The following is a 17,965-nucleotide window of genomic DNA, read 5'->3' as shown; positions in this document are numbered from 1 at the left end:
TTCTTGTTTGGCGTTCGCACCGTCTAGCGTTCGCGGATGACCCGGATCGCCTGACCGCGTCCGTTGATGCGCAAGAGATAACTGCCCATCGCCGCACGGCGGATTTCGGCTTCATTGACCTGGTTGCGGCTGAGCCGGACACGCAGCGTGTCGAGCTGACGCCAGACCTGGCCGTTTTCCATATGGAACATGTATTTGTTGTAGGTGTAGGCCTCGATCCGGTCGATCACCATGACGACGCGTTCCACACCGCCATCATCGTCCCGTTCGACAACCTGAACACCGTTGGATTCATCGGGTGCAGCCTCGCGCGATGTTGCGGGAACCTGCGGTGCCTGATCTGTGGAGGCGACGGCGGTTTCACCCGTGCGGACCGTCTCCGACGACGTGGCCGGATCCAGTGGATTGGGCGCGGAACGGTTGCGGCCAGAGAACATGGACAGGCTGAGGCGCGGCATGCTCGGCAGGTCCAGGCCGAACGTATCGCGTTCCACCGCCTGGACATCTTCACGCATGACTACGGCAATCTCGCCGGTGTCGCGGGCGGTCTGGAGACTGCCCGACGCGGCGTCGAAACAGTTCAGGCGGGCTTGCGCGTCGCTGATCTGGCGGCAGGCGAGAATCTGGTCGACCGGATCTGTGGTGACCTGGGCAATGGCCGGTGCGGCCGTCAGTGACAGCGTGCTGCCGGCGATCAGGCCGAAGGCAAGACGGGAGACGCTGGAACGATCACTTTTTCGTGACATGAATTCGACCCTGTTCATGGAGCTTAGCGGGAGCGGGAGACGCGGAACCAGCGGCCTGTCCCGTTCAGCCGCATCATGTGGGATCCGAGTGCTGCGTTGCGGATTTCGACCGTGTTGTCATCGCGGTTTCGCGCGCTGGCGAGGCGGACATGCTGGTCATCGATCTGGTTCCAGACCTGGCCGTTTTCGAGGCGGACGGTGACCCGGCCTCTCCGGCCTTCGGACAGTGACGCCACCGCCAGTCCGGAAATGCGTTCGATTTGTCCCTGTTCGTTGCGCAAGACCGTGTGACCCTCGTCACTCGTTTCCTCCATGGCGGCGCTGGCCATGTCGGAACTCTCGGAACCGGAGAGACTGGGCATGCGCATGCGGGGCAGCCGCGGCAGATTGAAATTCGGAATGGAGAGGCCGTAGGAGGCTTCGTCGGCGGCTTCTATGACATCGCGGCGCACCGCAATGAAGCCGCCGGCCTCTTCCTCGGCGCGGAGCTCGTCCACGGTCCGGTCAAGACACGCCAGGCGCTGGGTGCTGTCCTCGATCGCCCGGCAGGCATAGAGCGGGTCAAGCGGCGAGGTGTCGTCCTGGGCCACGGCTGGAGCCGCCACGAGACAGGCCAGGGCAGCAATCGGTAATCGCATGTTCATACTGGTTCAAACACTATCCGTTGCGGAAAGCCGGTGCCAGACTATGCGCGACAGGCTGCAGCCTGTCGACTGCCTGAAGCGGCTCGCCTATAAGCGCCGGTAACTCGAATGCCATTGGGAGAATCGCCATCATGATCCGCACACGAACCTTGTTGGGAGCCCTGTTAATCGGGGCATCGTCACTCACCCTCGCTGCTTGCGGCGGCGGTGGCAATGAAGCTGACAGCGGGCTGCTGGTCCTGCACCGGGGCAATTCGGCCGAACCGCTGACACTCGATCCTCACAAGGCTAGTGGCACCTGGGAGAACAACATTATCGGTGACATGTTCATCGGCTTGTTCACCGATGATGAAAACGCGTCCCCGATCCCGGGCATGGCTGAAAGCTGGGACGTCAGCGAAGACGGTCTGGTCTGGACCTTCCATCTGCGTGAAGCGACGTGGTCGGACGGGGTTCCGGTGACGGCGGGCGATTTCGAATACGCCTTCCAGCGGATTCTCGATCCCAACACGCTGGCGCAGTACGCGTCGCTTCTCTACCCGATCCAGAATGCGAATGCGGTCAATACCGGCCAGCTTCCGCCTGAAGAGGTGGGTGTGGTGGCCATCGACGACCGGACGCTGGAAATCCGCCTGGAGTTCCCGGCTCCCTATCTGCCGGGCCTGCTGACCCACTACACGACCTTCCCGGTGCCGCGTCACGTGGTGGAGGAGCATGGTGACCAGTGGGTGCAGCCGCGTAACATCGTCACCAACGGTCCCTTCAGGCTTGAAGAATGGGCGACGAACAATTTCGTCCACGTCGTGCGCAACGAACGCTTCTTCGACAATGAGAATGTCTGCCTGGACGAGATCTACTATTACCCGACGGTCGATTCCACGGCGGCCGCCCGCCGCGTCCGTAATGGCGAGCTGGACCTCAACAACGAATTCCCCGGCCAGCACATCGACCGGCTGCGCGAGGAAATCCCGGACTTCGTGCGCGTCAATCCGTACATGGGCACCGTCTATTACTCGGCCAATACCGAGCACGAAGACCTGTCAGACGCGCGCGTGCGCAATGCACTCGGCATGTCGATCGACCGCGACTTCCTGGCTCGCGAGATTTATCGCGATGGCCGCCCGCCGGCCTATTCGATGGTGCCGCCGGGCGTCGCGAACTATGCGGGCGGTGTCCAGGCGCGATGGGCCGATATTCCGGTCGATGAACGCCGCGAGATGGCGCGGGAACTGCTCATCGAAGCCGGCTATGGCCCCGACAACCCGCTGGAATTCGAATACACCTACCGCGCGACGGCGGACAATCCGCGTATCGCCCCAGTGGTTCAGCAGGACTGGCAGAGCATTGCCGACTGGGTGAATGTGACGGTCACGCAGATCGAGACCCAGATTCACTACGAAAACCTGCGGGCGGCCGGGTACGAGGTGGGCGATGGCGGCTGGATTGCCGACTACAACGACCCCTACAATTTCCTCTTCCTCGCGGAATCGCAGTCGATCCCGATGAATTATTCCCGCTACCAGAATCCGGCCTATGACGAGCTGGTCGCGCGGGCCAATCGCGAACTCGACATGGAAGTGCGTGCGTCGATGCTGGCGGAAGCCGAGCAGATGATGATCGACGACATGCCGATCATCCCGATCGTCTTCTACATCAACCGCGCGCTGGTGAACCCGAATGTGACGGGCTGGGAGGACAACGTGCTTCACATTCACCGGTCACGCTACCTGTGCTTCGCCGATGCCGACACTTCGGAGACGGGTGACACAGCCTCGGGCGACTGAGCCTCTCCCCGGTAACAGCATGCTTTTCCCCTTGCCCTGCCTGGCCTAGACTGGTCAGGCGGGGAGGGGGTTCGCCATGACAGATGAAAATCTGATCGACACGTCTGCGGGAATCGTTGCCGAAGGCGTGGCCGCCGGTGCCGTGGCGGGAACGCGCAAGGGGCGCCGGACTTTCTTCCGGCGGGAGAAACCTGCGGGTGAATGCCTGAATTGCGGCACGGCGCTTCGCGGGCGGATCTGCCACTCCTGCGGGCAGGATTCCGACGATTTTCACCGCCCGATCTGGCACCTGGTCCTGGAAATCCTCGACGGGCTGTTCTCGTTCGATGGCCGGTTCTGGCGGACCATTCCGCCGCTTCTGATTCGTCCCGGCCATATCACGCGGCAATATCTGTCAGGTGTGCGGGCCCGTTATGTTCAGCCCTTCCGTCTGTTGATCGCGGCGAGCGTGATCTTCTTCCTCGTCTTCTTTCTTACGAATGGCGGGTATTCCAACATCTTCGGCGGCGACGACAACGGTGAAATGCCATCGGCGGAAGTCCAAGATGAAGCGCTGGCCGAACTCGATGCGGCAGCCGAGCAGAGTCCCGAGGCCGCCGCCCAGATCGCCATCGCGCGTGCGGCGCTGGAACAGGCCCAGCGCGAGGTCGATGAGGTGGGCGAAAGTCCGACCATTCAGGCGTTGAGCCGTGCTGAACGCAACGAGGAAGTCAAACAGCAGCTCCGCGAATACCTGCTGCCCGAAGACTATCCCGATGTTGCGGCGCCTGCGCCTGATGAACCCTTGCAGCTCGGGTCAAACGATGGCTTCCGGATGACGCTGAACATCTACGAATTGCGCGATTGGCCGCTGCCGGCGCGGCGTTTCATAATTGCCCGGGCCGAGCGGATTATCGACAATCCGGCGAGCTGGTCCGAGGCGATGCAGCGCTGGACGCCGCGGCTGGTCTTCCTGCTGTTGCCGCTCTACGCGTTGTTGCTCGCCGTGCTCAATTTCTGGCGGCGCGGACTATACCTTTACGACCACCTGGTGGTGTCGCTGCACTTCCACGCTTTCCTGTTCATATTCCTGACGATCCTGATCCTGATCGCTCCGCTGATAAGCGGGGTCATTGGAACGCTGATCTTCCTGGTGTGGAGCAATATCTATCTCTACCGGATACACCGTGTCGTGTACGAGAATGGTCGCTTCATGGCCATTCTGCGTACTCTGACGCTGGACATCGCCTATCTGGTGATCCTGACGATTTCACTGCTCCTGCTCATGGTCGTCGGGCTGGTCTCGGCCTGAGGCTTCCTATTGCGGCCGGGCATGCCCGGAACGCAGTTGCGCACCCGGCCCCATCGCTTCGCGGGCTTCAATTGCCGCACGGACTTCGGGAAGGGACATCAGCGCATTGAGGCGGGCAGCGGCTTCTGCCGTTTCCGCTGATGCGCCGAACAGGGCCTGGAAAGCTTCCAGACCCGTCGGCAGGTGCGGGAAACGTTGGACGCGGACCCGTTCCTCCTCGCCGATTCCGGCCAGGCGGCGGGCCGCCAGAACAGCCTCCCGCAAGCCGCCGATCTCGTCGACCAGGCCCAGTTCCAGTGCCTGATTGCCGGTCCAGACACGCCCGCGGGCGATTTCCTGGACCCGGTCGAGCGGAATGTCACGGCCCTGGGAGACGCGCAAGGTGAAGTCGTCATAGATGTCCGAAAGGATGGACTGGATGCCGTCCCGCTGGGCATCACTCCAGCGCGTCTGGCTGGAATAGGCGAGGGCAAAGTCGCCACCGGCCGACACCGGTTCGATGTTCACGCCGACCAGTCCGAACGTGTCGTGCAGATAGAATTTCCCACCATAGACACCGATGGATCCGGTCAGGGTTGAACCATTGGCCACGATGTAGTCGGCCGGGGCGGCGATATAATAGCCGCCAGATGCTGCAGCAGAGCCCATGGACACGACCACCGGCTTTCCGGCTTCCTGAGCCCGGGTGATGGCGTCCCAGATCTGGTCAGAGGCAATGGCCGATCCGCCCGGCGAATCAATCCGCAGGACGATGGCCAGGATATTCGGATTGTCGGTCGCCGCAATGATGGTCTCGGCGAGCGTGTCGCCGGCAATCATCGGATCACCGCCCAGGAGGCCGTAGGCAATCTCGCCGGTGACGATGGCTCCCTGGCCCTCGATGAGCGCGATCACCGGCCCCGAATTGCGCATCGCTGGTGTCCGCGTCGTGGCGTAATCCTCGATGTCGACAATGTGGGCACCGTCGCCGGCCCGCTCGATCACGGCTTCGCGGGCGTCGATGACATGGCCCAGATGGTCGACCAGACCGGCTTCCTGGGCCGCTTCGGCGCTGTGGGGGGCTGATTCGATAAAGGCCTGAACACTGGCCTGCGTCTGCCCGCGGCCTTGGGCGATACCGCTCAGGGCGTCTTCGTAGATGGCGTCGATATAGGACTGCGTTGCTGCGAGATGTTCTTCGGTGAAACCGGTCTCGGTGTAGGAATTCGGGGCGTTCTTGTATTCGAGGAAGCGCACGAATTCGGCATCGGCCTCGACCCGTTCGAGCAGGCCGCCATAGAAGGGAATCTCACCGGCCAGTCCGGCAGCGGAGAAGGACGTCGTGTCCTGCAGCCAGATTTCGTCGGCCCCGGAAATGGCGAAGTAGTTCGTGACGGATGTGCCTTCGAACCCCTGCGCATGGACCACAACGAATTTGCCGGTCTCGCGGAAAGCGGCGAGGGCGCGGTGGATTTCTTCCGCATTGGCGGCAGCCATGCCGTACTCATTGGCCCGGATGAACAGGCCCGAGACGCGGCTGTCGCTTTCCGCGCGTTCAATCGTGGAGACGATCTCGACCAGCGACAGCGGATCGGCATAGCCGAACGGTGCGCGGTTGGGCTGGTCCCGGCGCGGGACGCGCAGATCAACCTCGACCACCAAGGCACCGGATGACGGCACGCCGCTGGCCTGTTCGAACCCGCTTTCGAACTCGGACACGGCGGACGAGACCCACCCGACGATCAGGATGATAAAGATAACCGGAACGAGAATGGAGGCGACGACGACGCCCACCATTGAACCGAAGAAAGTGATCCAGAACTGTTTCATGTGCGTCATGCCTCGCGCCGGGTTTCCGGCTGAAAGAATGCACAGGCCATGCCGCAGAATGGAAGCCGGAATCGCACGGGCTGTGCGAACCGGATGCGCGTGGATTGGGTGAGGCGGGAAAGAAATGGTCGGAGTAGCAAGATTCGAACTTGCGACCCCCGCCTCCCGAAGACGGTGCTCTACCAGGCTGAGCTATACTCCGAACCGAGGCGCGGCTTATAGCCACTTCCTCTGGCACGTGCAACGCGTCCGTGACAGCCCGTTGCATCCCGGCGAACAAGCCGCTATCTAGCGCCTCCGCCGCTGATGCGGTGGAGCAGAGTTGGGGCGTCGCCAAGCGGTAAGGCATCGGTTTTTGGTACCGACATTCCCAGGTTCGAATCCTGGCGCCCCAGCCACTGCTCTTTCCGGTACCGCCCGGTGATTCTGCAGACGCTGTCCGACACTGAGGCCTCCGAGGGGCCCGGATTCCGGCGCTGCTGACCTGACAGATCAACACGTTTTTGTGAAACGTGCCGATGGCGTTTCGGCTGGCCTGCCTCGCGTTTCAGGGGAATTCAGCCGCCGCAATGCGCGCCGTACAGGACATTGGACGGTGTTTTAGCGCTCGATGACCGTTTCAAGACGCAACGCGCGCTTGATTGCCGGGACACGCGGCGCTAGCGTCCGCTTCAATTGGGACGCGTGACGTCCGGAACGAGAGACAGCGGATCAACGCTGCGGTACGGGGAAGGGGTGCAACTTTTCATCTCCGTGAACGTTCAGGAAGCGCGTATCCGGAATTTTCCGGGCGGTCGGCCTTTGGCGCGGCGGCCACATCGAAGGGGCTTTGGCTGCCCGCAAGGGGAGCCATCAACATCCACCAGAGCACCGCAGGGCGTCGTCCGGCGTTCGCGGAATTACTGTGAGGCGAGACATGGCGAGAAAAACTGATTGGATCCGCACGTCGCTGGCGGCGGTCATTGCGGCGGGGGCCCTCGGCGGTACCGCCCAGGCGCAGCTCCAGACTGCGTTGAACGTGGCGCAGCAGTCGACGCAGGAAGGCGCATCGACCCAGCAGCAGATCGACAACATCGATGACGAGCGGTCCAACGCGGAACTCGAGTACCGCGCGCTCCTGCAGCAGGTGGAAAGCCAACGGCTCTATGTCGCCCAGCAGGAAGTGTTCATCCAGTCGCAGCAGAACGAACTCGACTCGCTGCGCCTCCAGATCGACAGCGTCGGCAACATCCAGCGCGACATCATGCCGATGCTGCGCGAGATGATCGAGAACCTCGAGAATTTCATCGAGCTTGATCTGCCGTTCCAGCAACAGGAACGCATGGACGAGATCGCCGACCTCTATGACATCGTCGACGATCCGGAAATCAGCCCGGCCGAAAAATACCGGGTCATCCTCAATGCCTACGAGATCGAAGCCGCCTATGGCCGTGGTCTGCGAACCTATGAAGAGACCACCGAGGTGGACGGCCAGGAAGTGACGACGTCCTTCCTGCAGGTCGGCCGAGTGGCGCTGATCCGTGATGACGGCAATGGCAATCTCGACCTGCTCTATCGCGGCGCGAGCGACTGGGTCGATGTCCCGTCCAGCGAAACCAACAATGTCCAACGGGCTTTCCGCATCGCGCGTGAAGTCACCACCCCGGAAGTCTTCCTGGTGCCCCTGCCGGGCTCGGAAGACCAGTAGGCCGGATCGAACGGAGATAAAGCGATGAAGACCACACTCAAAGCACTCGCTATGGCCGTCGGTTTCGGGGCCATGTTTGCAGCCGGAGCCGCCGCCCAGAACGCGCCGGCCTCGTCCATCAACGAACTTCTCAACCGCGTGCGCAGCGACGCCCGTGAAGCCTCGCAGGAAAACCAGCGCCGGCTTCAGGAGTTCCGCAACGAACGCAACACGCAGACGGCCCGTCTTGGCCAGGTCCGGGGTGAACTCGCCGCCCTTCAGGGCCGCGCCGACCAGCTCGAAGCGCAATTCGCATCCAACCAGGAAGAGATCGACCAGCTCGCCGAAGAACTCCGGGTCGCGCAGGGCGCGTTCGGTGAACTCTTCGGTGCCGCCCGTCAGACCGCCGGTGAATTCTCGGCACTGATCGGTGCCTCTGTCACCAGCTCGCAGCACCCGGGCCGTACGGCTCCGCTCGACGAGCTGGCCAACAGCCGGACGCTGCCGACCCGCAACGAGCTCGACCAGATCTGGCGCTCGGCGATTGCGGAAATGATCTATCAGGGCGAAATCGCCACCTTTAACTCCAACGTCGTGAACCTCGACTCCGATGGTCCGGTTCCGGTGACGCGCGTGGGGACTTTCGTGGCCTTCGCGACGCAGGGCGGGAATTCCAACTTCCTGCAGTGGACCACTGACGAGAACTCGAACACCGGCCGCTATCGCTTGCGTCTGCTGCCGGCCCAGCCGCCGGAAAACCTCCGCTCCGCCGCGACCAATCTTTACCAGGCCGACTGGGGCGAAGTTGTCGCCGGCCCGGTTGACCCGTCGCGTGGTGCCCTGCTGGAAATCTACCGTGACGTGCCTGATCTCGCCGAGCGTATCGAGCAAGGCCGCATCGTCGGTAAGATCATCCTTGGCCTGCTGGCCGTATCGGCCCTGTTCGGCATCTACCGCCTGCTGATGCTGGTCATGACCTCGTCGGCGGTGGCCGCCCAGAAGCGCCGGTCGACGCCGTCGCGCTCGAACCCGCTGGGCCGTGTCATGCTCGCCTACGAGAGCGTGAAGGATCACAACGACGAAGTGATCGAGATGAAGCTGGATGAAGCCATCCTGAAGGAAACGCCGAAGCTCGAATTCGGTCTGAACTTCCTGAAGCTGGCGGCCGGTATCGCACCGCTCCTGGGTCTGCTGGGTACGGTGACCGGTATGATCAAGACCTTCACCCAGATCACCCTGTTCGGTACGGGCGATCCCAAGATCATGGCGGGCGGTATTTCCGAAGCCCTCGTGACCACGGTGCTCGGCCTTGTTGCTGCCATACCTCTGCTGTTCATTCACAGCTTCGCGCAAAGCTTCGCGCGCGGCGTGCAGCAGACGCTGGAAGAGCAGGCTGCCGGTATCGTTGCCCGTCACGCTGAAGAGCGTGCCGGCGGCGGCAACGCCTAAGGGAGGTCGCGGGTTATGGATTTCCAAGGAGCCCTTTCAGGTCTCCAGGAGTTCCTCGACCGGGGAGGCCCCATCCTGGTAGTCATCATGATTGCCACCTTCGTGATGTGGGCCTTCATCCTGGAACGCCTCGCCTATTTCGGGTTCGCCTTCAAAGGTGACGCCCAACGGGCCATGAGGCAGTGGTCGGCACGGACCGACCACACTTCCTGGAACGCGCATGCGATCCGCGACCAGCTGGTCTCGGAAGTGAAGCAGCGCGCCGAGCAGAATGTGGAGCTGGTCAAGACCTTGGTCGCGATCGCCCCGCTTCTGGGACTTCTGGGTACGGTGACCGGCATGGTCCAGGTGTTCGACGTCATGGCGATTTCCGGATCGTCCGACGCGCGCGCCATGTCCGCCGGCGTGTCCCGCGCAACGATCCCGACAATGGCCGGGATGGTGGCCGCCCTGTCCGGTCTGGTTTTCTCGAACCAGATCGAAATGATGGCCAAGCGCCGGACTGCCCGCCTCGCCGACCAGCTTGAACTGGAGTAGACGATGCGCAGACGTACACGCAGAGCTGCCGATCAGGCCGACGTCAACATGACGCCGATGCTCGACATCGTCTTCATCCTGCTGATCTTCTTCATCGTCACGGCGACCTTCCTGCAGGAGCAGGGGCTGGACATGGTCCCGCCGCCGCCGTCGCCCGATCAGCCAGAAGAGCAGAATGTCGTCATTCTGGTGCAGGTCGATGAGGAAAGCCGGGTGTTCGTGAACCAGCGTCTGACCAGTGCCGACCGTGTGCTGGCGGCCGTGGCCCGGATCCGGGCCGAGGAGCCGAACAGCGCCGTTCTGATCCAGCCCAACAATGAAGCCGAGCTGGGCATCATTGTCGGAATCTGGGACGAAATGCGGGTCAACGAGATACCGGTGTCCATCCAGCGTCAGCGCGAAGCCGGCTGACGGACGGGAGAGAAGACATGGCAAGACGCCAAAGCCGCGTAGAAACCAGCGACGAGGAAATCGAGCTGAACATGACGCCGATGCTGGACGTTGTGTTCATCCTCCTGATCTTCTTCATCGTGACCGCTGTCTTCGTGAAGGAGCCGGGGGTCGAGGTTGACCGTCCCGACGTTATCCTTCTGGACGACGAACGTCCGACAATCCTGGTCGCCGTTACGAGTTCCGATGAAATCTGGGTCAATCGCGACGTATACGAGATGGCCCAGTTGCGGGGTGTGCTTGAGCAATTGCTTGAGGAGAACCCGCGCGCCGAAGCGATGATCCAGGGCGATCTGGGCTCGCCGGTCGGGACTGTTCTCGATGTCCAGGAAATGCTGACCGAGATGGGCGTCCGCGTCACCATCTCCGGCGACGAAACCTAAGGGAGACCGTCATGCAGACCATTGTCAGACTGGTTGTTGGAATCCCGATCGCCGCCATTGTGACCTTCGCCCTCTTCATGTTGATGCGGGTTCTGATTTTCACAGATGTGGCCTTCGATGAAGAAGAGCGGCCTGATCTGCGCTTCGACATCAACCCGGAGGTCGAACGCCTGAATGCGCGCTCGCGGGACACCTCGATCGAGGACGTCAATCGCGTCGATCCGCCGCCTCCGCCGCCGCAGATCGAGCGTCAGGCTGCTGACCTGCCGACCGAGAGCCTGACCACGATCGTGGGCCGGATCCCGGAATTCGAGGCCCCGCAGCTGAACAACAACAATGTCAGCTTCAACGTCAGTGACCGGAACGCCCAGCCGCTCGTGCGTATTCCGCCGAACTATCCGCCCCGGGCCGCCGAGCGCGGGCTGGAAGGCACCTGCACCATGCAGTTTGACGTGACGCCGGATGGCACGCCGACGAATATCGTGGCGACGTCGTGCACGAGCTCCATGTTCGAACGCGCTTCAATCCGCGCGGTTGAGCGCTGGCGCTACAGCCCGAAGGTCGAGAACGGCGTGCCCGTCGCCCGCCGCGGCGTGGTGACCGACATCGAATTCCGGATGGCCCCCGAGTGATTCCGATCGCCGGACGTTTTGATTAGAGGACCGAGATGACAAGCCAAACAAAAGTCCGTTCCGACCGGCGTTTCCGGTGGATGCTGGCCATGTCCGCGCCGCTCGTCGCCCTGCTGATTATCTTCATGAGCATCGCCGATGCTGAGGCCCAGCGCCGCAACCGGCAGGAAGATCAGGAAGGTAGCGAAGAAGACCGGACAATGTCCGCGCAGATGGGTGAACCCATTCTGGAAGCGCAGGAATGCCTGAACAACGACAACTTCACCTGCGTTATCAACACGCTGACGCCGTTGTTGAGCCAGAGCCCGAATAACTTCGAGCGTTTTGTCATCCACCGGATGCGGGGCGTGGCCTATTTCAGTTCCGACCGCAGCCAGCAGGCCATCCAGGACTTCGAGGCGGCGATCAATACCGGTGCAGCGACGACCGACGAGCGCGTAGCGCTGCGCATGAATATCGGCCAGCTCTACATCGTCAACGAGCAGTACTCGCAAGGTATTGCGGCCATGGAGCAGGCGATCCGCGAGGGTGCGACGCTCAATGCGAACCTGGCCATGATGCTGGCCCAGGCCTATGGCCAGGCCGAGCGGTATAGCGAAGGTATCCGCTATGCCCAGATTGCCTTTGACCAGGCCAGCCCGCGTGAGCGCCGGCATTACGACCTGCTGCTCTTCTTCCTGCAGCAACTCGACCGGGTCCCGCAGCAGCGCGATCTGATCCAGGAGATGGTTGAACGCTGGCCGGGTGAACGCAATTACTGGACGTCGCTCGTGGCCCTGATGGCGCGGACGAATGACGAGCAGGGCGCGTTTGAAGCCAACAAGCTGATGTATCTCAACGGCATGCTCAATGAAGAGCGCGAGATCATTCGTATCGCCCAGTATTACAGCTACTTCGAGTATCCCTATCGCGGTGCCGTGATCCTGGAGCGCGAAATGAATGCGGGCCGCGTCAACCGCACCCGCCAGAACCTGGAAACGCTGGCCAATATGTGGCGTCAGGCGCGTGAGTTTGACCGGGCTATCCCGGTGCTGCGCCAACTCGCCCAGCAGTCCAATTCCGGCGACGATTACCTGAAGCTCGCCGAAGCGCTGTATCAGGAAAATGAACTGGCCGATGCCGAAACGGCGTTCGAACAGGCCCTGCAACGCGGCGGTTTCAACCGTCCGGGCGATGCCTGGGCCCTGCTCGGCACCGTGCGCTATGAGCGTGGTAACCGTCAGGACGCGCTGCAGGCCTTTGGCCGCTGCTCGAACATGACCGAAAGCCGCCGGACCTGTCAGGGCTGGACGACCTTCATCAACGGCGAACTGGCCGCTGAAGAGCAGGCACGCCTGTTGCGGATCCGTGTGACGGTCGAAGAGTGCCGCAACACGATCCGCGAGGAACTGGTCATCATCACGCTGACCGGTGACGAGGACTCGTTCGACGAGGAAGGCCGCGCGATCGTCACGATCCCGGAGCGTTGCCAGCCTTACTTCAACCAGTATGGCGATCAGACTGCGGGCCCGGGCTTTGTTGCCGAGGTCGAGGAAGACGCCGAAGCTGATGCCGAAGGTGCCGAAGCCAGCGAAGCTGGCTAGGCCCTCTGCGAACCTGAAACGGGGAAGCCCCGGCCATTGCGGCCGGGGCTTTTTCTTTGCGCGGGTCCCAACAGGGGGGTGCGTTCGGGGACGGACAGCAGTTGGGGCGGCCGATAGCGGTCAATCAGATGGTTGGCGGCTTGATCAGTCTCGAAACGAAATATTATAGCATTTACATTACAATTATGTTATAAAGGGAATGGCTGCGTGGGGGCGCAGTTCGCGAAAGGAGACTTTTCGCCATGACCGCTTCCAGACTTGCGATGGGCCTGCCTGTTGCCGCCGGCGTGACGGCCGCGCTCTTCCTGCTGATGCGCACGCTCATCCTTGTGGAGCCGGGCGCGATGCCGGAAGAAACGCCGCGGCTGACATTCGATATCAATCCGGAGGTGAAGATTGTCGAGCCTGACGGTCCTACCCCCGACGAGATCGAAATGCTCGATCCGCCGCCTCCCATTCCGGAAGTGCCAGTCGACCCGACACCGCGCCCGGATGGTGAATTGACCGACTTTATCGGCGAGCTTCCCCGCCTGGATCCGCCTGTTATCGAGACCCAGAACACGAACTTTACGGTCGATGGCGATGCGCGTCCGGTGATCCGTATCGAGCCGGTCTATCCGAATTCCGCCCTGCAGCGCGGGATCGAGGGCGATTGTGTCATGAGCTTTGATGTCGGGACCGATGGTGTTCCGCTGAACGTTCGGGCCGACTGCACGAGCGCGGTCTTCACGTCGGCTTCGGTCCGGGCTGTCGAGCGCTGGCGCTATGACCCGATGGTGGTCAATGGCGAGCCCCGTGTCCGGAGCAATCTCCAGACCCGATTGAATTTCGAACTGAATGATTGAACCGGCATTCCAACCCATGAAAAAGGCCGCCGGAGATGTCTCCGGCGGCCTTGATCGTTGCCGGATGGAGCGAGGGCTTATTCGCCGCCTTCAGCCTCCGCGCTGGTTTCAGCCGCCAGTGCAGCGACTTCGGCATCGGCGAGGCCCACTGTCATCAGGGCGAAGGCCCAGTTCTGGGCCGTCTCGCGCAGCGAGTCGAAGCGCCCTGACGCACCGCCATGGCCCGCGCCCATATTGGTGCGCATCAGGGTCAGCCCGTCATCGGTGCGCTCATGGCGCAGGACGGCGACCCATTTGGCCGGCTCCCAGTAGGTGACGCGCGGATCGGTCAGCCCCGCCGTCGCCAGAACATGGGGATAGTCCTGGGCGGTGACGTTATCGTACGGGCTGTACTCCATCATCGTGTCGTAGTCGGTCGCGCTTTCGAGCGGATTGCCCCATTCAGGCCACTCCGGCGGGGTCAGCGGCAATTCCGCGTCGCTCATCGTGTTGATGACATCGACGAAGGGCACCGCGCCGATGGCACCGGCAAAGAGGTCCGGGGCCATGTTGATCGCCGCGCCGACGAGCAGGCCGCCCGCCGAACCGCCATAGGCGACCATGTTGCCACGGCTGGTATAGCCCTGGTCGATCAGCGCCTCGCCCGCGGACACGAAGTCACGGAAAGTGTTGATCTTGTTCTCCAGCTTGCCGTCGAGATACCAGCCATAGCCGCGCGCCATGCTGCCGCGGATGTGGGCGATGGCGTAGATCATGCCGCGATCGACCAGCGAGAGCGGCGTGACCCGGAAGGAAGCGGGGATGGTGATGCCGTAGCTGCCATAGCCGTAGAGCATCAGCGGGGCCGAGCCGTCCACCGGCGTATCGCGATGGTAGAGCAGGGTGACCGGGATCATCTCGCCGTCATGGGACGGGGCCATGATGCGGCGCACGACATAATCCTCGACATTATGACCGGACGGGATTTCCTGACGCTTCAACAGCGTGCGCTCGCGCGTCGCCATGTCGTAGTCATAAGTCTCCTCCGGTGTAGAGGGTGATTCATAGGAGAAGCGCAGCCGGTCGACGGCGAACTCGTATCCGCCATCAATGCCGAGCGAATAGGCTTCCTCGTCAAAGGCGATGTCGTGTTCTTCGCCGCTTTCCAGGTTGCGCACGACAATGCGCGGCAGGGCGTTTTCACGCTCCAGCCGCACCATCCAGTCGCGGAAACCGATGGCAGTGTTGATCAGCGTGCCGGCCCGGTGCGGAACGACATCGACCCAGTTTTCCCGGCCCGGCGCATCCATCGGCGCTTCGACGATCTTGAAGTCGACCGCTCCGTCCGCATTGGTACGGAAGTAGAGCCGGTCGCCGGCCTCGATCAGGTCGTATTCGACATCGGTTTCACGCTCGGCGACGAGGACGGGATCGCTCGTCGGATTGTTGGCATCGATCAGGCGCAGTTCCGACGTGGTGTGGCCCGAGGTCGAGATGACGATGAAGCTGTCGCCATCGGACCGCCCGACATTGACGAAGAAGCCGTCATCGGCCTCGTCATAGATGAGGTCGGCTTCGGCGGAGTCGATCGACTGCCGATAGACGCGCTTGGAGCGGCCATTGTCGTCCCGCCAGACCCAGAACAGGGTTTGCGAGTCATTCGACCAGGCGAAATTGCCCGTGCTTTCGTCGGTCAGCGTGGCGATGATCGCGCCACTGGCGACGTCCTTGATCCGGACCTCGTAATATTCCGAGCCGCGCGTATCGACGCCAAAGGCGAGATAGCGGTGGTCGGGGCTGTGATCGACATTGCCGAAGTCGAGGTATTCGAAGTCACCGGCCTCGGCGTCGCCGTCGAGCAAGATTTCCTCGTCACCTTCCGGTTCCCCGGTTTCGGGATTGACCTGGCGGCGGGCATAGATCGGATACTGGCCGCCTTCGCGGAAGCGCGTGTAGTAGGCGTAGGGGCCGTCTGCTTCCGGAACGGTGGAATCGTCTTCCAGGATACGGCCACGCATTTCCTGATACAGGCGTTCCTGGAGCGCGGCCGTGGGCTCCATCACCGCTTCGTAATAGGCGTTCTCGGCTTCGAGATGGTCGCGGATGTCCTGGCGCAGGACCGACGGGTCGCGCATGACTTCCTGCCAGTTGTCGTCGCGCAGCCAGCCATAATTGTCGACGCGTGTGCGGCCGACCTGTTCGATCTCGACCGGGCGGCGCTCGGCCACCGGGGCGTTGAGCGTCTGGGCCCGTGCAATCAGGCTGTCGGGCGCGGCTTCGGTCTCGGCCGGCGCGGCAACGGTCTGATCATCCATGTCATTCTCCTGACTGCAGGCCGCAGTCAGCGCGACAATCGCGCCGAACACGGCAAACTTGCTCACCAATTTCACAGGTCTCATGTCCCTCACCACTGACCGTTGATACGTGCTTCTGAATTACTTCTCGGCGTCTCCGGGACGGAAGTCCAGCACCGTTCCATTGACGCAATAGCGTTGACCGGTCGGCGCCGGTCCGTCGGAAAACACGTGGCCCAGATGCGCCCCGCAATTGGCACAATGAATCTCGGTCCGGGGCATGGCCAGCTTGTGGTCGGTCTTGGTCTCGACGCTGGCCGGGTCGGCAGGACGGAAAAACGATGGCCAGCCCGAGCCGCTGTCGTATTTTGCGTCGCCCTTGAACAGCACTTCGCCACAGACGCGGCAGGCAAAGTCGCCCGTCCGCTTTTCACTGTTCAGCGGGTGAGAGAAAGGGGGTTCGGTGCCTTCGGCAAAGGCGATGCGGTCGACATTGCCGGGCAAGTCCTTGCGCAGCCTTTCGATCTTGTCTTTGGGCAATCGGCTCATGTCTCGTCTCCCTGGCTGTTGCGCCGGGCCTCGATGGCCTGACCCGGATCGCGGCGTTCGATCCTTAATATGGGGGTTAGCAGCGAAATCGCGACCAGCACGACGGAAAGGCCGATGACCGGGATCCAGGCGGCATCGCGCGGGCCGACATGGGCCACGACATAGCCCATCAGAACCGCGCCGAGCGGCATACCGCCAAAGAGGCCGAGCTGGTAGACGCTCAAGACCCGGGCGAGCTTGTCCTTGGCGGCGTGTTCCTGGACCACGGCCCGGCTCAAGGAAATCGCGACACCGGCTCCCAGCCCCCAGAACAGGTCGAGCAGGTAAAGGCCGGCAAACGGCATGTCGAAACTGAGCAGGGCGAGGGACACCACAGTGACCAGCTGGGCCGCGACGATGACCCGTCCGGGCCGGTCGATATGTCCGAAACGGGCGAGCGCGGCATTGGCGATAAAGGCCCCCAGCCAGAACACGACAAGCAGGCTCGACAACGCCCCATAGCTGGCGTGGTAGACGTCCTTCACCAGCACCGGAATGATGACGAAGAAGCCGCCGCCGACGACGAAAAATCCGACAGCGACCATGATGGCCGTCATGGGCCCCAGGACATTGGACTGGATAACGGCGCCGATGCCGTCGACCAGGTCCTGGAGCGCATGCGGCTTGTCGGCCCGGCGCGACAGCATGCGTGGCATCAGGATGGCGGCCATCAGGCCAAGCGCAAAGCCACCCGCCTGAACTGCGAACAGCGGACCCGGCCCGATCAGCTGTGCGACATAGCCGGCGGCCATGCCGGCGATCTGGGCCCCGAACTGGACCAGCGAGGTGATGATCACCGCCTTCTGCAGGCTAACCGGCGTTCCCATGCGATTGGACAGGCGGACGATCGGGTTGATGACCGAATCCCGGGCCGGCATGACGAAAGCTCCGCACGTCCCGACTGCGAGCGCATAGACCAGCAGGGCTGAATAGGTCAGGAGGCCGAACATCAACAGGCCGGCAAGAATGGCCGCGAAGAGACTCGCCAGCCCGTAAAAGAGGATCAGAAGGATGCGCCGGTCACGGCGCTCGGCCAGTACGCCAGCTGCCGGCAGGAGTAGAAGCATGGGCAGGGTCAGGGCCATCTGGGCGAGGCCAAGGCGTTCCGGCGTTTCGGCAAGCGTGAAATAGACGACACCGGGGAACAGCGTTGTCTGAAGCCCGAAGCCAAAGAACCAGCCGGCGACGATCGCCAGATAGGCACGGAACGGAGGAGCGCTGGTCGCGGTCATCGGGACCATATGCGGGATTTGCCGCCCGGTCACAATGCGGCGGGCTGCCACGA

16 protein-coding genes and 2 tRNA genes are annotated in these 17,965 nt (G+C 62.5%); 11 read left to right on the top strand and 7 right to left on the bottom strand.

The window, feature by feature from the left end:
- Positions 1–23 precede the first annotated feature (23 nt).
- The gene (locus tag V0U35_RS11910) at positions 24–746 is read right to left on the bottom strand and encodes a hypothetical protein (RefSeq protein ID WP_330196943.1); all 723 of its coding nucleotides are present in this window, start codon (positions 744–746) and stop codon (positions 24–26) included.
- 23 nt (positions 747–769) lie between these two features.
- Positions 770–1,384 (bottom strand): hypothetical protein, encoded by a 615-nt coding sequence (locus V0U35_RS11905; RefSeq protein ID WP_330196942.1) that lies wholly within the window; start codon positions 1,382–1,384, stop codon positions 770–772.
- A 137-nt stretch (positions 1,385–1,521) separates the two neighbouring features.
- Between V0U35_RS11905 and V0U35_RS11900 the strand changes: the two genes are divergently transcribed.
- Positions 1,522–3,174, top strand: coding sequence for a peptide ABC transporter substrate-binding protein (locus tag V0U35_RS11900; RefSeq protein ID WP_330196941.1), 1,653 nt, complete (start codon positions 1,522–1,524; stop codon positions 3,172–3,174).
- A 76-nt stretch (positions 3,175–3,250) separates the two neighbouring features.
- The gene (locus V0U35_RS11895; RefSeq protein WP_330196940.1) at positions 3,251–4,465 is read left to right on the top strand and encodes a DUF3667 domain-containing protein; all 1,215 of its coding nucleotides are present in this window, start codon (positions 3,251–3,253) and stop codon (positions 4,463–4,465) included.
- 6 nt (positions 4,466–4,471) lie between these two features.
- On the opposite strand, the gene sppA is transcribed toward V0U35_RS11895, so the two are convergent.
- Together sppA and V0U35_RS11885 are read right to left on the bottom strand one after the other, a co-directional pair.
- On the bottom strand, positions 4,472–6,283 hold the full coding sequence (sppA, locus tag V0U35_RS11890; protein ID WP_330196939.1) for a signal peptide peptidase SppA: 1,812 nt from the start codon (positions 6,281–6,283) through the stop codon (positions 4,472–4,474).
- A 116-nt stretch (positions 6,284–6,399) separates the two neighbouring features.
- A tRNA-Pro gene (locus V0U35_RS11885) sits at positions 6,400–6,476 on the bottom strand.
- A 121-nt stretch (positions 6,477–6,597) separates the two neighbouring features.
- On the opposite strand from V0U35_RS11885, the gene V0U35_RS11880 reads away from it, so the two are divergent.
- The 9 genes from V0U35_RS11880 to V0U35_RS11840 all read left to right on the top strand — a co-directional run bounded on the left by V0U35_RS11880 (position 6,598) and on the right by V0U35_RS11840 (position 13,819).
- A tRNA-Gln gene (locus V0U35_RS11880) sits at positions 6,598–6,672 on the top strand.
- A gap of 518 nt (positions 6,673–7,190) precedes the next feature.
- Positions 7,191–7,961, top strand: a complete 771-nt coding sequence (locus V0U35_RS11875; RefSeq protein ID WP_330196938.1) for a DUF3450 domain-containing protein — start codon at positions 7,191–7,193, stop codon at positions 7,959–7,961.
- A 24-nt stretch (positions 7,962–7,985) separates the two neighbouring features.
- Entirely contained in the window at positions 7,986–9,389 is a 1,404-nt protein-coding gene (locus tag V0U35_RS11870; RefSeq protein WP_330196937.1) for a MotA/TolQ/ExbB proton channel family protein, read from the top strand.
- Between the two features lie 15 nt (positions 9,390–9,404).
- Complete coding sequence (locus V0U35_RS11865) at positions 9,405–9,926, top strand: MotA/TolQ/ExbB proton channel family protein (RefSeq protein ID WP_330196936.1); 522 nt, start codon at positions 9,405–9,407, stop codon at positions 9,924–9,926.
- 3 nt (positions 9,927–9,929) lie between these two features.
- Complete coding sequence (locus V0U35_RS11860; protein WP_330196935.1) at positions 9,930–10,337, top strand: ExbD/TolR family protein; 408 nt, start codon at positions 9,930–9,932, stop codon at positions 10,335–10,337.
- Between the two features lie 17 nt (positions 10,338–10,354).
- Positions 10,355–10,759 carry an ExbD/TolR family protein gene (locus tag V0U35_RS11855; protein ID WP_330196933.1) on the top strand — a complete coding sequence of 135 codons (405 nt, stop codon included), beginning with the start codon at positions 10,355–10,357 and terminating at the stop codon, positions 10,757–10,759.
- A gap of 11 nt (positions 10,760–10,770) precedes the next feature.
- Complete coding sequence (locus V0U35_RS11850; RefSeq protein WP_330196932.1) at positions 10,771–11,391, top strand: energy transducer TonB; 621 nt, start codon at positions 10,771–10,773, stop codon at positions 11,389–11,391.
- Positions 11,392–11,426: 35 nt separating this feature from the next.
- Positions 11,427–12,974 carry a tetratricopeptide repeat protein gene (locus V0U35_RS11845; RefSeq protein WP_330196931.1) on the top strand — a complete coding sequence of 516 codons (1,548 nt, stop codon included), beginning with the start codon at positions 11,427–11,429 and terminating at the stop codon, positions 12,972–12,974.
- A gap of 242 nt (positions 12,975–13,216) precedes the next feature.
- On the top strand, positions 13,217–13,819 hold the full coding sequence (locus V0U35_RS11840) for an energy transducer TonB (protein WP_330196930.1): 603 nt from the start codon (positions 13,217–13,219) through the stop codon (positions 13,817–13,819).
- A gap of 77 nt (positions 13,820–13,896) precedes the next feature.
- Here V0U35_RS11840 and V0U35_RS11835 read toward each other — a convergent pair whose 3' ends face one another.
- The 3 genes from V0U35_RS11835 to V0U35_RS11825 are packed head-to-tail and all read right to left on the bottom strand — an operon-like array spanning position 13,897 to position 17,912.
- Positions 13,897–16,179 (bottom strand): S9 family peptidase, encoded by a 2,283-nt coding sequence (locus tag V0U35_RS11835; protein WP_330196929.1) that lies wholly within the window; start codon positions 16,177–16,179, stop codon positions 13,897–13,899.
- 54 nt (positions 16,180–16,233) lie between these two features.
- On the bottom strand, positions 16,234–16,641 hold the full coding sequence (msrB, locus tag V0U35_RS11830; RefSeq protein ID WP_330196928.1) for a peptide-methionine (R)-S-oxide reductase MsrB: 408 nt from the start codon (positions 16,639–16,641) through the stop codon (positions 16,234–16,236).
- Positions 16,638–17,912, bottom strand: a complete 1,275-nt coding sequence (locus V0U35_RS11825) for an MFS transporter (RefSeq protein ID WP_330196927.1) — start codon at positions 17,910–17,912, stop codon at positions 16,638–16,640. Before V0U35_RS11825 ends, msrB begins: the two co-directional genes overlap by 4 nt.
- Positions 17,913–17,965: the final 53 nt, after the last annotated feature.

It is taken from the genome of Hyphobacterium marinum (assembly GCF_036330325.1).
Classification (GTDB): domain Bacteria; phylum Pseudomonadota; class Alphaproteobacteria; order Caulobacterales; family Maricaulaceae; genus Hyphobacterium; species Hyphobacterium marinum.
The sequence above is the reverse complement of the archived record's forward strand: the minus strand, read 5'-3'. Positions and strand labels throughout refer to the sequence as shown.